Genomic DNA, 14,204 nt, shown 5'->3' with positions numbered 1-14,204 from the left:
TGCGTGTCAGACGCAAAACCGGCTGTCAGTCATACTTTCAGCCGGTGAATGATTACTGACGGTACGCCTGTTTAATTTGCTTGACCGTACTGGAGAATACGGCAGCCTGAGCCTTATCTTCCATCTGCGCGATTTGCTTTTCCATTTTAATAATCACGCGGCCTGCATCTGCCTGGCCCATGGCCTGAAGCATCAACGTCAGCATCGCTTTCAGGCAGCAAACTTCTTGCGCCAGCTCTTGATTATTTTCTGCAGTGGAAAAATCTGGTGTACTCATCGATATCCTCGTTTGCTTTCTGCGCAAATGCGCATGACTAAAAGTAAAGGCGGCGCAGTATACCACAAGCAAGGGAAAAAAGAGTGCCTGATTTCTGTTCTCTCATTTGAATGGTGAATGGTTCTATTTGTTGCGTAATACGTAATTATGGGGCCTGAGCGGGATAATTTTGCGTGATGCTATTTTTTCGTTAATAATTGTTACATATCAGCGCTGTATTTCGCTTCTACATAAAGTGTTGTGTTTTTGCGTAATCTGTATGATCAATGTTAAAAAAATGGTGTTGTATAACGCTATGTTATCTATGGAATTCCATAAGATACGCTGACAAATTTTCACTATGGCGTAAGAAAGTTTTCGTAGCACATTTTTGGGCTTTTAAAGTTACGATAAAACCCGGTAATATGTAAAAGATAAGCTATCAGTAGCGTTATCCCTCAATTCTGGAGATTATTCCTTTGATCAACGTCCTTCTTGTTGATGACCACGAACTAGTGCGCGCAGGGATACGACGCATTCTGGAAGATATAAAAGGGATTAAAGTTGCCGGCGAAGCCTGCTGCGGCGAGGATGCCGTGAAATGGTGCCGCGCACATCCCGTTGATGTCGTCCTGATGGATATGAATATGCCGGGTATCGGCGGACTTGAAGCGACGCGTAAGATTGTCCGCTCTGTTGCCGATGCCAAAGTGATTATGCTGACGGTGCATACTGAAAACCCACTGCCGGCCAGGGTTATGCAAGCCGGCGCGGCGGGGTATCTCAGTAAAGGCGCAGCGCCGAAGGAAGTCGTCAATGCGATTCGTTGCGTGGCGTCCGGCCAGCGTTATATCGCCTCGGATATCGCCCAACAAATGGCCCTCAGCCAGATTGAACCTGAAAAGGCAGAATCGCCGTTTGCCAGTTTGTCCGAGCGAGAATTGCAGATTATGCTGATGATCACCCGAGGTCAGAAGGTCAATGAGATCTCAGAGCAGTTAAATCTGAGTCCTAAGACGGTGAACAGCTATCGTTATCGTATGTTCAGTAAACTTAACATTCATGGCGATGTGGAGCTGACGCACCTGGCAATTCGCCATGGCCTGTGCAATACGGAGTCGTTAGCAAGTCAGTGAGTGATGTTTTTGACGCCAAAGCTTTCCTGAAGACAGTTACCAGCCAACCGGGCGTCTATCGTATGTATGATGCTGGCGGTACTGTCATTTATGTAGGTAAAGCCAAAGATTTAAAAAAGCGCCTCAGCAGCTATTTTCGCAGCAATCTGGCTTCGCGCAAAACGGAGGCGCTGGTGGCGCTCATCGCGCAGATAGACGTGACCGTTACCCACACCGAAACGGAAGCGCTGCTGCTTGAGCACAATTATATCAAGCTGTATCAGCCGCGTTACAACGTGCTGCTGCGCGATGATAAATCCTACCCTTTTATTTTTCTTAGCGGCGATACCCATCCTCGTCTGGCCATGCATCGCGGGGCAAAGCATGCGAAAGGTGAGTATTTTGGCCCGTTTCCGAATGGTTATGCGGTTCGCGAAACTTTAGCTCTGCTGCAAAAAATCTTCCCCATCCGGCAGTGTGAAAACAGTGTGTACCGCAATCGCTCCCGGCCCTGCCTGCAATATCAAATTGGCCGCTGTCTGGGGCCGTGTGTCGCCGGGCTGGTGAGTGAAGAAGAGTATGCACAGCAGGTTGATTATGTCCGCCTGTTCCTTACGGGTAAGGACGATCAGGTGCTCACGCAGTTGATTGCCCGCATGGAGAAGGCCAGCCGGTCGCTGGCGTTTGAAGAGGCGGCGCGGATCCGCGATCAGATTCAGGCCGTGCGTCGGGTCACCGAAAAGCAGTTTGTTTCTAATACCGGGGACGATCTGGATGTGATTGGCGTGGCGTTTGAGGCCGGAATGGCCTGTGTCCACGTGCTATTTATTCGTCAGGGTAAAGTGCTGGGTAGCCGCAGCTATTTCCCCAGGGTCCCCAATGGAACCGAACTGGGGGAAGTTGTGGAAACCTTTGTCGGTCAATTCTATTTACAGGGCAGCCAGATGCGTACTTTACCTGGCGAGATCTTACTGGATTTTAATCTGGGTGATAAAACGCTGCTGTCCGATTCGCTCTCTGAGCTGGCGGGGCGTCGGGTTAATGTACAGACGAAGCCGCGTGGCGATCGTGCACGTTATTTGAAGCTGGCGCGAACCAATGCTGCGACGGCGTTGACGGCTAAACTTTCTCAACACGCGACGATTACGCAACGCCTGCAGGCGCTGGCAACATTGCTTAAGCTGCCGACGGTGAATAGGATGGAGTGTTTCGATATCAGTCACACTATGGGTGAGCAGACGGTCGCCTCGTGCGTGGTTTTTGACAATAACGGGCCGCTGCGCGCGGAATATCGCCGTTATAACATTACCGGCATCACGCCGGGAGATGATTATGCGGCGATGAATCAGGTTCTGCGTCGTCGCTATGGCAAGGCGATAGAAGAGAGTAAAATTCCTGATGTTATCCTGATTGATGGCGGTAAAGGTCAGCTTGGACAGGCGAAAACGGTTTTTGCCGGGCTGGATGTTCCGTGGGATAAAAATCATCCTTTGCTGTTGGGCGTGGCAAAAGGCAGTGACCGTAAAGCGGGGCTGGAGACGCTATTTTTCGACGCGGAAGGTGACGGTTTTAGCTTGCCGCCGGATTCACCGGCGCTGCATGTTATCCAGCATATACGTGATGAATCACACGATCATGCTATTTCCGGTCATCGCAAAAAACGGGCGAAGGTGAAAAGCACCAGCACGTTAGAAACGATTGAAGGAGTGGGGCCAAAACGCCGACAAATGCTGCTGAAATATATGGGGGGTCTGCAAGGGCTGCAGAAAGCCAGCGTCGAAGAGATTGCTAAAGTACCGGGTATATCTCACGGTCTGGCAGAAAAGATCTTCTACTCGTTGAAACATTAGGGGCTCTGTAGCAACATAGGGCTAATTTTTACTTACAACAGATAGTTACCCGTTATTATGCGATTTAATATCCCTACGTTGCTTACTCTGTTTCGCGTCATTCTTATCCCGTTCTTTGTACTGGCGTTTTACCTGCCATTTACCTGGGCGCCATTTGCCTGCGCGCTGATTTTCTTTATTGCCGCAGTGACCGACTGGTTTGATGGCTACCTGGCGCGCCGCTGGAACCAGAGCACCCGTTTCGGTGCTTTCCTTGACCCGGTAGCGGATAAAGTGATGGTGGCGATTGCGATGGTGCTGGTTGCTGAACACTACCACACCTGGTGGGTGACGTTACCGGCCGCAACGATGATCGCCCGTGAAATCATTATTTCCGCGCTACGTGAGTGGATGGCCGAGCTGGGCAAGCGCAGCAGCGTGGCGGTATCGTGGATAGGTAAAGTGAAAACCACCGCTCAGATGACGGCGTTGGTGTGGATGCTGTGGCGGCCATATATTTGGGTTGAATGGGCGGGAATCGGTCTGTTTTTTGTCGCGGCAGTACTGACGCTGTGGTCCATGCTGCAATATCTGAACGCGGCACGTGGGGATTTGCTTGAACAGTGATCGTTTCGGCGCAATTTTCAGCAAACAATACGGGGTTTTAAAAAATAACGTTGACTCATTGCGCCAGGTAAGTAGAATGCAACGCATCGAACGGCAGCACAGTCTGACAGACGATAACGAAATCAAGTGATTAGCAATTAGCTTGACACTGCGGGAATAGCTCAGTTGGTAGAGCACGACCTTGCCAAGGTCGGGGTCGCGAGTTCGAGTCTCGTTTCCCGCTCCAGTTAAAAGCATCGGCAAATGCGGGTGTTAATTATTAAGGCGCGTTAGCAAAGCGGTTATGTAGCGGATTGCAAATCCGTCTAGTCCGGTTCGACTCCGGAACGCGCCTCCAATTTCAATCCCGAGCCCGGATGGTGGAATCGGTAGACACAAGGGATTTAAAATCCCTCGGCGTTCGCGCTGTGCGGGTTCAAGTCCCGCTCCGGGTACCATTGGGATAAAAGCAGAATAATCAAAGCAATAAGCAGTGTCGTAAAACCACCTCCGGGTGGTTTTTTTGTGCCTGCAATTCACCTTTCCGACGATGATTTTGCCTCCCGGCATAAAAATGACTTTTCTATTTCCCCATAATTTCCCCACAATCAGAACAAGGTACATTTGCCGATCGTACCGTGAACTATGTTTTCGCCGGAAAATCCTTCCCCGAAGCCTGAATGTTTTTTGTATTTGAGTCGCGGATAAAAAGAGTTAATTTAATTGATCATGAAAATAAAATAGCAGACATCCCCTGAAGAGAGTGCGCGACGGATACCCGCCGCGCAAAAGGTCACTGCGCAGTTTGTTTATTTTCCGTGGCGACAGGATCGTTGGCTGCAGGCTCGGGGAGGCTGTTAGACACCTTGTCGGGCGCGTCATTCGTTGCCGGGCGCGTAGCCGGAACGGAATCGCACGGTTTCTCCTGCGGACAAATCAGATCCAGCATTTTCAACGTCACGCCATTAGTCCAGCCAAAACCATCCTGCAACGGGTACTCTCCGCCGCCGCCACCGGTGCCCGTGGAGCTGACATTGTATTTTTCAACCAGCTTCTGCTCCTTATCGTAAGTGTGCTGGACGTTACGCAGGAAGCGCCAGCTTACCTCCATGGCGATTTTCTTTTGACCATATTTTTGCAGACCTTCAGCAGCAACCCACTGTAGCGGCGCCCAGCCGTTTGGCGCATCCCATTGCTGGCCGCTATCCACCGTCGTGGTGGTCAGTCCGCCGGGTTTAAGTAATCGAGATTCGGTGGCGGCGGCGACTTTTGCCGCGCGTTCGCTGGAGGCGGCATTGACGTACAGAGGGAACAACGCCGCGGCGGTCAACTGATTACGTACTTTGTGATTCTTCAGATCGTAATCGGCGTACCAGCCTTCTTTATCATTCCACAGGTATTTCTCCAGCGCTTTCTGTCTGGCGTTGGCTAAGGCCTCATACTGTGCGGCTTTCGCACTGTCTCCCGCCGCTGTACTGGCGCGGGAGAGCGTTTTTTCCATATGAAACATCAGCGCGTTCAAATCAACCGGAATAATTGTGGTCGTACGGATGGTCGCGAGCTGCTGCGGATTATCCATCCAACGGGAGCTGAAATCCCAGCCGGAAGCTGCAGCGGATCGCAGATCGCGGTAGATCTCGGTGGCCGGACGGTTTGGGTTGCTTTTGGCGGTAGTGACATCATCCAGCCAGGATTCTGGTCGCGGCGTGTCTTTGTCATCCCAGTAGCGATTAAGCAGCGATCCATCAGGCATGCGTACAACACGCTGGTTGGCGCTGCCGGGTTCAAGCGCTTCAGCTCCCGCCATCCAGTACTGGTACTCTTTTTCCATCTGCGGCTGCCATTTTTTGAACGCCTCGTTACCATCGTGCGTGGCCAGCAGTTCGACCATAAATGAAAAGAACGGGGGTTGCGAGCGGCTCAGATAGTAGGTGCGGTTGCCGTTGGGAATATGGCCCCAGGTATCAATTTCAGCAGCGAAATTCGCCACCATATCTTCGATTTTATCCCAGTGCCCACTCTCTGCCAGACCGAGCATGGTGAAGTAGCTGTCCCAGTAATAGACTTCGCGAAAGCGTCCGCCGGGGACCACATAAGGTTTTGGCAGCGGCAACAATGAATCCCATTTTTCCACCTCGACGGTGCTGCGCGTCAGTACCGGCCATAACCCGTCAATATGCTGGCGCAACGTCTGTCCTGCTGGCGGAACGTACCGATCATTCTCTCCCGGAAGCGTAAAATTGAGTTCGACGAAGTGTCGTAAATCGAAACTTCTCTGATTCTTCTGCATGCGGTAATCGGCAAGGATCATCAGCGGATCGCTGTTCGGGATAGCGTCGGCGAAAGTTTTCTGATCGGAGAAAAGTCTGGCGCTTTGCACATCATTAAATAGCGGACCGAGCAGAATATCGGGCGATTGCGGGGTGGTGCGGGGCTCCGCCGCCTGAGCCGTCAGCGTCGCCAGGGCGATGAATGCCCCTCCCAGCGCCAGATGTAGAGCATAGGGAAGGGGGGCGGGGCGACGAGAAGCGGAACGCGTCATAGGTTGTTCTCCTTATCATTGCAGACTCTGTGCCACTGCATTTGGCTATCAGAAAACCTTAGACGAATATTTGCCGCTGCGCGTGCGGGAGGTAACATTTTGCGTGAAAACAGCAGATTTACCGGCTGCTGCTGCCATCACAAAATCAATATATTGGCGGTGAAAATAGCCTTTGTTGGCCTGTATTGCCGATAAGGTAAAATTGCCGGATCAGGTAAAAATAAAGGGAAGGAAAAGCCGTCCAGCGTGAGGCGAGGCCATGTGGTATCCGCTCTCGCGTGAATACCACTATCAATGGTCGTAGCTTCAAGGACAGTCGACAAATGCTCTGCTGGCCAACATCGGCGGGCAGATTACGCAATACTCCGGGGCCGAGCAAATATTGCAACATGCTACGTTAGATGTCTGTAAGAGGGTGAGTCTGGCGATGGAAACCTGGTGTCAGCAGGCCGTTTTTTGGACAATTCAGGTTCGCTGTAAGGATAATGCCCGTGTCAGATGGCAATAACGGCAGTTCTGAGTGATGTTTCGTGTGTCTCTGATGACGGCGTCCCGTTTCCTCACGCACCCAATGGTAAATCTCCGCGACGTTAACCCGATACCATGCGCTTCACTGACTCCGTCACCAGGGATTGGTTGTTGGTTGGAAAAATTCCGCGGAGTCAGTCCATTCCCCATCGGTCGACATTTGCCACTGGCTGGCATCCTTTAAAAATTCGCGCCACTACTTTCACCTGATATACTTTCCGCCAGTTTTGTTAAAACTGGCGAACCGCGTTGTTAAGGGAATTGATTATGCCAGAACGTGAAAAAAACGTTATCATTCAACCGTCCTCCACTGTCTCCCGAATGCATTTTCTTCCCGCGCTATTGGTTGTTGTTTCCGTATCCGCTTTATGTGCATTTTTATCACCGCGACTGGGGTCGTGGCGCGTGATCTTGTTTAATCCAGGAATATATATTGATTTTCTGGTGCTGCTTTTTTTGCTGTTTATGCTCTGGAGTTCAACGAAAGTACGCATGCACCATGTGGCCGTAAACTGGGTGCGCTATGGGCTACTGCTGTGGATTGCCGGCGGCACTTTCGACCTGATGGATGAAATCTATTTCCAGCCACGCTGGATGGGGTACTACTGCGAAGATCTCCTGCGTTTGTCCGGCATGCTGTTGGCCACGGTCGGGATCTACAAAATCATTGCGCGTATTAATCGCCTCTACGTCGATGCGCGTTCTCAATCGCTGAAAGATGAATTAACCCGGCTACCAAACCGACGCTTTTTTACCGATACCATCCGTGAGAAAGAGGGCCATGCGATAGCGATCATGATTGTCGATATCGACTACTTTAAGAACATTAACGACACCTATGGTCACATGGTGGGAGATGAAGTGCTGTTTGCTTTCGGTAAACAGCTGGCCAGGCTCACCAGCGATAAGGTGCTGCCTTCCCGAATCGGGGGAGAAGAGTTCGCCATTATTGTTGATGGTCTGACGGCGCAGGAAGTGGATGAACTGGCGCAATCTATTTTGCAAAATGCCCGTGCGATCCTGATTAACCATGATAATCCGCTGTCGGTCAGCATTGGCGTTGGGGTGCGTGGTAAAGGCGAGCCGCAGAACCTGTTTATTAAAAAGATTGATAACGCGCTCTACAAGGCGAAAAAGAAGGGACGAGGGCGCGTGGAGTGGGCCGTTTAGCGCGGCCTGAATTATCCCTGCTGGGCGCTGCGGCAGTGACGGCGATATTCAGATGGGGAGCGCTCGGTATAGCGTTTAAACACCCGGCAGAAATAGTTACTGTCAACAAACCCGCAGTTATGGGCGATCTCTTTCACCTTGAGATCGTAGCCGCGCAGCAGTTTTTTCGCTTTCTCCAGCCGTACGCTGGTCAAAAATTCATTAAAACCGACGGAACCGGATTTCTGGAAGATATGCGAAAGATAATTCGGTGTAATATGGAAGCGCCTGGCTACCGATTCACGGGTCAGGGGCTGGCTGAGATGCTCTTCCAGATAATCCTGCACCGCCATAAACAGATCGCGGCTGCGGCTGACGCGCATCTCCAGCCCGACCAGTTGCTCAAGGCAGTGGCTCAGTAAGGCAGAAACCACCAGCCTGGCGGTGACCGGATCCGGCTGCAGGCAAATTTCATTCAGTGACAGCAACAGATAAGAACCCACCCGCGGCCCCAGACGGGCGACGTTCTGCTTCTCTGTTCGGAGTTGCTTGCCGTCCCAGTGCTGAAGGCAAAAACCGAGCTTCTGACGGCCAAACAGAATACTTAATGTTGCTGCCGGTCCGGTCCATTCCGGCAGCGTCCATTTCCCCGCCTGCACGTAGAGTACCTGTGAAGCGGATAAAACCGTCTCTGACAGCGGCAGACCGCTCTCCTTAAGATCGCCTTCCAGTACAATTTCCAGCCGCGGAAAGGGCACTTTAAACGCCAGCGCGGGCTCGGAAATGTCTGGATCGGGAAACCTGACGTGCAGATTATCTTTCTGATTCACTAAACGATTTAAAATATCCGCCAGCGTGTCAATCATTCCGTAGGCCTTAGAAGAGAATTATTATCCTGTTGATTATAATCTATTTTATGAATATTGATCTGTTCTGTATCAGAGCAATCTCCCCTGGGCCTTCAGCAGAGAAGGGTGAAAACGCTGGATTTTGATATCCTTCACACTTTTCTGTCCCGTGTACGCCTGTCCAGTTTTTTGTAGTTTTAGCCTCATGTATTCCGTCGTGACGCAGCTTAGAGTTGGTATTGTGTTATCGATAAGTTAAGGAATATACATATGGAACAACAATCTGCCGTTTATCTGAACGCGCTGGGGGCCGACATGGCGCTTCCTGCGAAAATGCAGCAGGAGCTGGATACGCTGGGTTATACCGTTGTGCATAACGTGGTGGACACGGAGTGGCTGGCGGCGATGCGCACGCTTATTGACGCTATCGTTGAGAAAGAGGGTGATAACCTGGCGATTGAGCATCACCAGGAAGCGACGGCGACGCGCATTGCCAATCTGATTAACAAAGGGGCGATTTGGGAGAAAGTCTGGTGTCATCCGCTGATCCTTTCTGCCTGTCACTATATTTTTCAGGGCGACTTTAAAGTCTCCAGCCTCAACGCGCGGGAAGCGTTGTTTAACGGCGGTCACCAGCCGCTGCATGCGGACTGGAAAAAACCGCGACCTGATTTTCCGAAAGTGCATCTGGTGAATACCATTTGGGCAATTGATGATTTAAGTGCGGAAAATGGCGCGCCGCGCATTATTCCCGGTACGCATCTGCGGCCAGAGCTGCCGGAAGAGGTGCTGGATGACCCGGAGCAGACGCATCCTGATGAAGTGGTGTTTGCCGCACCGGCAGGCAGCGTGATGATCTATAACGCTCATGCCTGGCACGGCGGAACGCGTAACCGGATTGGCAGCAGAAGACGGGTGCTGCACGGCTTGTATATTGACCGGCAAGACACAGCGCAGCAGGATCAGCAGCGCTGGCTGACGCAGGAAACCGCCAGTCGTCTGACGCCAGCGCAAAAATGGTTGCTGGGTGTGGAATAGCGGAAAGGCTCGCGGGCGAGTGTGGATAGCGACGCCAGCTTCTCGCCAGTTGGCGGAGAATGTCTGACCTGGCCCGCAAACCTGACCGTCATCAGAAATGGCAGTTCAGGTCAGCGCCGTCGCGCCCCAGGGTACGCCGCCTCAGAGGCGCGATACAACCGGAGCAAGAGCCCAATGCCGTTCACTTAAGCAAATCATCGGTGTTGTCTTTTGTTTTATTTGCCAGCGGCAATCGCATTATCGGTGGTTATGGCGAACATGGCGCGTTTTTCGTTTTCGCCCATTCAGATTCCGTGGTCTGTTCCGTTCACGATAAATTCGCGGATATTCGTTATATCCACTGCATGTGAACGGGCAGGGGGACGTTTCGCCCGTCCCCCTGCACCCCCGGCATGGCGCTGAAAACCTGCCGCTGCGCGGTCCGCTCCACTCCGGCTTCATCTGGCGGACCGGGCGGGACTCGACGTCCCTGTCTCGACCCGCCCTCTGGCCGCCGTCCTGGCGGCCAGTCCTGGATGCGCGCCTGCGTTCCCGCCAGGTTTCCCTGATGCGCCCAACCCCCATGCGGTGAGTCGGTTATTCGTCAGGGGCTTTTCAGAGGCTGAAAGTCATAAAAAAGTTATATCCTTTATATTTCATTCAGCCCGTATCAGCTCAGTTAGTGAATCAACCGAATCAGATTTTCGTTTAAACCACCGATTGACAGAACCGCTCAGCCAGCCATAAACACAACTGACACCCCTTAACTTGACCCGCATTAGAGCAAGAATCTCATCGCACTCAGGGGATCTCAATATAGACCACCGGTTTTTTCATAATGCCTCTCACCGCGTCGACAATTTGCTGCGGCTGCAATAAAAAAGTTTTGATACTGGTCTTAATGGTACGGATGCCGCTAAAGCGTCTGGCGTCGTCAATCTCAATATCCGTTACCAGCAGAACGACATCGGCGTGGGCAATATCGTCAGCCGTTATTTTATTCTCTACTCCCAGCGCGCCCTGGGTTTCTATTTTGATATTCCATTTCTCGTGGTGACCGACCTTTTCCAGGCGCTCAGCCGCCATATAGGTGTGAGCGACGCCGCTGACACAGGCCGTTACGGCAACGATATTGAAATCCATAGCATCCTCCAGGCGTTATCCGCCAATGGTCACGCTAAAGCCGGCCTGTTCGGCCAGCGTCTTGAATGGTTGAATCTCAGACTCTGTGGGGGCGTTAATCATCGACATCGACCATGTTTTGCCCAGTAAGCGATATTTTGGCTCGCCGTATTGATGGAATGGCAGAAGATGAATGTCGCTTAGTTTTAAGGGGGCCAGAAACGCCAGAATCTGGCGGAAATTCTCTTCATTAAGTGTAAAACCCGGAATTAACGGTATCCGTGGAATCACGGGAATATTCGCCTCCACCAGGCGAGTAAAGTTATCCAGTACCCGCGGCATATTGATCCGCAGCAGTCTCCGGGCCAGGGCTGCATCCATGATTTTCAAATCAAACAGTACTTCATCACATGCCTTCGCCAGCGGAAAAAAGCGGTTAAACGCGCTATCGCCTGCCGTTTCGATAGCGGTCCTGATCCCCCATTGGCGTAAGCGGCACAGAAAACGCGCGGCGAATTCGGCCTGCATCAATACTTCGCCCCCCGACAGGGTCACGCCGCCGCCGGATGCGCGGAAGAATACGTCATCCTTCAGCACCTCGTTAAGCAACGTATCCAGCGTCACGTCGCGACCAATTTGCTCCCATGCGCCGGAAGGGCACTCGGTAACATCCTGCTGGCAGCGGGCGCAATGCAGGCATTTGCTCTCCCGGCGCACGGTCTGGATTTTCGGCGATATCGATTCCGGATTGGCGCACCATGGGCAGGCGTGCGGGCAGCCTTTAAAAAAAACGACGGTGCGGATCCCCTGACCGTCATTCAAAGAGTAGCGCTGAATGTTAAAAATGCGCGCCCTGTCGGCGCGCGTTTCCATCACCTCACAATTGATGCGCGGTGCGGCGGATAATGTCATCCTGAATCTCCTGCGACAGCTCGACGAAAAAGGCGCTGTATCCCGCCACACGCACCACCAGACCGGCGAAATCCTGTGGCCGCCGCTGGGCTTCGCGCAGCGTGTCGGCGTTGACCACGTTGAACTGAATGTGCTGTAGCTTAAGCCGGGTGAAAGCCTGTAAAAAGTCGGCGAGCTTATTGAGGCCGCTGTCACCGGCAAGCGTCGCCGGCGTGAATTTGACGTTGAGCAGCGTACCGTTAGACAACAGATAGTTATCCAGCTTGCTGACCGACTTGAGCACCGCCGTTGGCCCCTGGGCGTCCTGACCGACCATCGGCGACAGTCCGCCGTCCGCCAGTTGCTCACCGGCCAGGCGTCCGTCAGGGGTTGCGCCAACCACCGAGCCCAGCGGCACGTGGGCGGACACGGTATATGAGCCCGGTGTGAAATGGCCGCCGCGCGGGTTCTGGTACCGCTCCACCTCTTTACAATAGAAGCGCAGCAAATCGGCGCTGATATTGTCCACCTCGTCAATATCGTTACCGTATTTCTCAAAGCGATTGATCAGGCGGGCGCGGATTTGTTCCCCTTCTGGCGTCTGGAAATTGGCTTTCAGCACCGCCATCAGTTCAGCAAAACTCAGGCGTTTCTGCTCAAACACCATCCCTTTGAGCGCATGCAGCGAGTCGCTCAGATTAGCGATGCCGATGCCCTGAACGCCGGAGAAGTTATAGCGCGCGCCGCCTTCGGTAATATCTTTGCCGTGCTGCACGCAGTCTTCAATAAACGATGAAAGCAGGGGTACCGGCGCCCAGTCCCGGTGGCCGATATCGCAAATATTACTGCCTTCGACCATCAGTTTGATGTAGTAGCGAATTTTGTCGCGGATCTGGCTAATCAACCCATCCCAGCTGATGTCGGGATTGTCTTCGTTTTCCAGCATCACGATCTCCATCACCTTCAGCAGATTAAACATCGCGATATCGTGCAGGCCGTAGGTGCGCCCAGGGATCGACAGCTCAACGCAGCCGACCACCGAATAATCCCGCGCATCTTCCAGCGACACGCCGCGATTGAGAAACGCCGGGATCACCACTTCGTCGTTAAAGATTTGCGGTATACCGGTGCCAAGGCGAATGGTTTCTGCGGTTTTGCGCAGGAAAGGACGGTCAATAAGCTCATTGACCCGCACGCCGAGGTTCGGCTGCGGCAGGCGAACGTTCTGATAAGCGTCAAGGGATAAAAACGACAGAACGTTCACCGCGCTGCGCCCGGTCACGGTCAGGCCGCCGAGCAGGGCGGTATAACCCGTGGGAAAGCCGGCAAAGTAGCGCGCGCTGCTGGTCGAGCGCAGCAGGACAATATCGTTACACTTCACCCACAGCGATTCCAGTAGCTCTTGAAGAAACCGCGGATCCTGACCGCGATTTAGCGACGCCTGATAATAAGGCAGCATGTATTGATCAAAGCGCCCCAGCGAAATCGAACTGGCGTTGGATTCATACTGCAAAATAATATTCATATACCAGAACAACTGGCACGCCTGGCAGAAATCCTCCGGACGGTGTCGCGCATTATGGCGGGAAATATCCGCAATGCTCTTTAGCTCCTTGCGCCGCTGCGTATCGTCGCAACTGGCGGCCATTTCATCGGCAAGGGCCGCATAGCGCAGGATATGGCGCTGAGAGGCTTCCAGCAGGATCAGCACCGCCTGATAGAAGTGGTTTTGCGGATGCTGTTTATTCACCGCTTTAAGTTCCGTTACCAGCGCGGCCAGGCCATTTTCCAGCAGGCGAGGGTAGTCAATAATAATATGCCCCTGGCCCTTATCCGTCTGGTTAACGCTAAAAATTTGCGTACTGACGGCACTTTTCACTTCATCCGTCATCTGGCGATTAATAAAGTCCTTCATTGAGCGATTTTCCCAGTAAGGGAAAAGTTCTTCGCGGTAGATGCGTTTGTCTTCCTCGCTGATAGTGAAGCGATCCTGAGGGCGGGTCGGGAACTGATCCAGCTCCCTGAGCAGCCAGTAAGGGTCCATCTCCGGAGAGATAATTCCGGCACGCGGCTTAATCGTCCGGTTACCGGCGATCAGTTCGTCATCACGAATCGAAATCTGCACATGATCGAGGATCCATGCGGTTGCTTTCGCCCGGCGGATCATCACCGGCTCCCCTTCAGTCTGCTTATGGCTGGCGGTATAGAGCAGAGCACGTTCAAGGGAGATCTCGCGCGGCTGGGCGAAGAGGCGATCTTTTAGGCGTTGAGTGCGATTGGTCATGACAAACTCCATGTTAA

At 52.6% G+C, this 14,204-nt stretch carries 11 protein-coding genes and 3 tRNA genes; 8 read left to right on the top strand and 6 right to left on the bottom strand.

Features of this window, described 5'->3' with window-relative positions:
- Positions 1-52: 52 nt before the first annotated feature.
- The gene (locus FN037_RS10365) at positions 53-277 is read right to left on the bottom strand and encodes a DUF2594 family protein (RefSeq protein ID WP_138363064.1); all 225 of its coding nucleotides are present in this window, start codon (positions 275-277) and stop codon (positions 53-55) included.
- Positions 278-735: 458 nt separating this feature from the next.
- Between FN037_RS10365 and uvrY the strand changes: the two genes are divergently transcribed.
- From uvrY to FN037_RS10335, 6 genes are all read left to right on the top strand, one after another.
- A complete protein-coding gene (uvrY, locus tag FN037_RS10360; protein ID WP_138363065.1) occupies positions 736-1,392 on the top strand; it encodes a UvrY/SirA/GacA family response regulator transcription factor in 657 nt (218 codons plus the stop codon).
- On the top strand, positions 1,389-3,221 hold the full coding sequence (gene uvrC, locus FN037_RS10355) for an excinuclease ABC subunit UvrC (protein WP_138363066.1): 1,833 nt from the start codon (positions 1,389-1,391) through the stop codon (positions 3,219-3,221). The genes uvrY and uvrC overlap by 4 nt, the downstream gene beginning before the upstream one ends.
- A gap of 57 nt (positions 3,222-3,278) precedes the next feature.
- Positions 3,279-3,827, top strand: coding sequence for a CDP-diacylglycerol--glycerol-3-phosphate 3-phosphatidyltransferase (gene pgsA / locus FN037_RS10350; protein WP_138363067.1), 549 nt, complete (start codon positions 3,279-3,281; stop codon positions 3,825-3,827).
- 150 nt (positions 3,828-3,977) lie between these two features.
- Positions 3,978-4,053 (top strand) — tRNA-Gly (locus tag FN037_RS10345).
- Between the two features lie 37 nt (positions 4,054-4,090).
- Positions 4,091-4,164, top strand: a tRNA-Cys gene (locus FN037_RS10340).
- Between the two features lie 13 nt (positions 4,165-4,177).
- Positions 4,178-4,264, top strand: a tRNA-Leu gene (locus FN037_RS10335).
- Between the two features lie 335 nt (positions 4,265-4,599).
- On the opposite strand, the gene FN037_RS10330 is transcribed toward FN037_RS10335, so the two are convergent.
- The gene (locus FN037_RS10330; RefSeq protein ID WP_142502151.1) at positions 4,600-6,348 is read right to left on the bottom strand and encodes an alpha,alpha-trehalase; all 1,749 of its coding nucleotides are present in this window, start codon (positions 6,346-6,348) and stop codon (positions 4,600-4,602) included.
- Positions 6,349-7,143: 795 nt separating this feature from the next.
- Between FN037_RS10330 and FN037_RS10325 the strand changes: the two genes are divergently transcribed.
- Positions 7,144-8,046: a GGDEF domain-containing protein gene (locus FN037_RS10325; protein ID WP_142502150.1), complete on the top strand. Its 903-nt coding sequence runs from the start codon at positions 7,144-7,146 to the stop codon at positions 8,044-8,046.
- Positions 8,047-8,057: 11 nt separating this feature from the next.
- On the opposite strand, the gene FN037_RS10320 is transcribed toward FN037_RS10325, so the two are convergent.
- Positions 8,058-8,891, bottom strand: coding sequence for an AraC family transcriptional regulator (locus FN037_RS10320; RefSeq protein WP_138363070.1), 834 nt, complete (start codon positions 8,889-8,891; stop codon positions 8,058-8,060).
- A 252-nt stretch (positions 8,892-9,143) separates the two neighbouring features.
- On the opposite strand from FN037_RS10320, the gene FN037_RS10315 reads away from it, so the two are divergent.
- Positions 9,144-9,911: a phytanoyl-CoA dioxygenase family protein gene (locus tag FN037_RS10315; protein ID WP_142502149.1), complete on the top strand. Its 768-nt coding sequence runs from the start codon at positions 9,144-9,146 to the stop codon at positions 9,909-9,911.
- A gap of 780 nt (positions 9,912-10,691) precedes the next feature.
- Here FN037_RS10315 and FN037_RS10310 read toward each other — a convergent pair.
- Genes FN037_RS10310 through FN037_RS10300 form a run of 3 tightly spaced genes read right to left on the bottom strand, consistent with a single transcriptional unit; the run spans position 10,692 to position 14,187 of the window.
- Positions 10,692-11,033, bottom strand: coding sequence for a PTS fructose-like transporter subunit IIB (locus FN037_RS10310; protein ID WP_138363072.1), 342 nt, complete (start codon positions 11,031-11,033; stop codon positions 10,692-10,694).
- Between the two features lie 15 nt (positions 11,034-11,048).
- On the bottom strand, positions 11,049-11,924 hold the full coding sequence (locus tag FN037_RS10305) for a [formate-C-acetyltransferase]-activating enzyme (protein ID WP_138363073.1): 876 nt from the start codon (positions 11,922-11,924) through the stop codon (positions 11,049-11,051).
- Complete coding sequence (locus FN037_RS10300; RefSeq protein WP_142502148.1) at positions 11,890-14,187, bottom strand: formate C-acetyltransferase; 2,298 nt, start codon at positions 14,185-14,187, stop codon at positions 11,890-11,892. Before FN037_RS10300 ends, FN037_RS10305 begins: the two co-directional genes overlap by 35 nt.
- Positions 14,188-14,204 lie beyond the last annotated feature (17 nt).

Origin of the sequence: Klebsiella sp. 2680 (genome assembly GCF_900198535.1) — a bacterium.
In the GTDB taxonomy this organism is placed as follows: domain Bacteria; phylum Pseudomonadota; class Gammaproteobacteria; order Enterobacterales; family Enterobacteriaceae; genus Klebsiella; species Klebsiella indica.
The sequence above is the reverse complement of the archived record's forward strand: the minus strand, read 5'-3'. Positions and strand labels throughout refer to the sequence as shown.

What these genes read in the sequence shown, in the direction of transcription:
- FN037_RS10365 (WP_138363064.1), bottom strand. Translation starts at nt 277, where the DNA reads ATGAGTACACCAGATTTTTCCACTGCAGAAAATAATCAAGAGCTGGCG.
- pgsA (WP_138363067.1), top strand. Translation starts at nt 3,279, where the DNA reads ATGCGATTTAATATCCCTACGTTGCTTACTCTGTTTCGCGTCATTCTT.
- FN037_RS10330 (WP_142502151.1), bottom strand. Translation starts at nt 6,348, where the DNA reads ATGACGCGTTCCGCTTCTCGTCGCCCCGCCCCCCTTCCCTATGCTCTA.
- FN037_RS10325 (WP_142502150.1), top strand. Translation starts at nt 7,144, where the DNA reads ATGCCAGAACGTGAAAAAAACGTTATCATTCAACCGTCCTCCACTGTC.
- FN037_RS10320 (WP_138363070.1), bottom strand. Translation starts at nt 8,891, where the DNA reads ATGATTGACACGCTGGCGGATATTTTAAATCGTTTAGTGAATCAGAAA.
- FN037_RS10315 (WP_142502149.1), top strand. Translation starts at nt 9,144, where the DNA reads ATGGAACAACAATCTGCCGTTTATCTGAACGCGCTGGGGGCCGACATG.
- FN037_RS10310 (WP_138363072.1), bottom strand. Translation starts at nt 11,033, where the DNA reads ATGGATTTCAATATCGTTGCCGTAACGGCCTGTGTCAGCGGCGTCGCT.
- FN037_RS10305 (WP_138363073.1), bottom strand. Translation starts at nt 11,924, where the DNA reads ATGACATTATCCGCCGCACCGCGCATCAATTGTGAGGTGATGGAAACG.
- FN037_RS10300 (WP_142502148.1), bottom strand. Translation starts at nt 14,187, where the DNA reads ATGACCAATCGCACTCAACGCCTAAAAGATCGCCTCTTCGCCCAGCCG.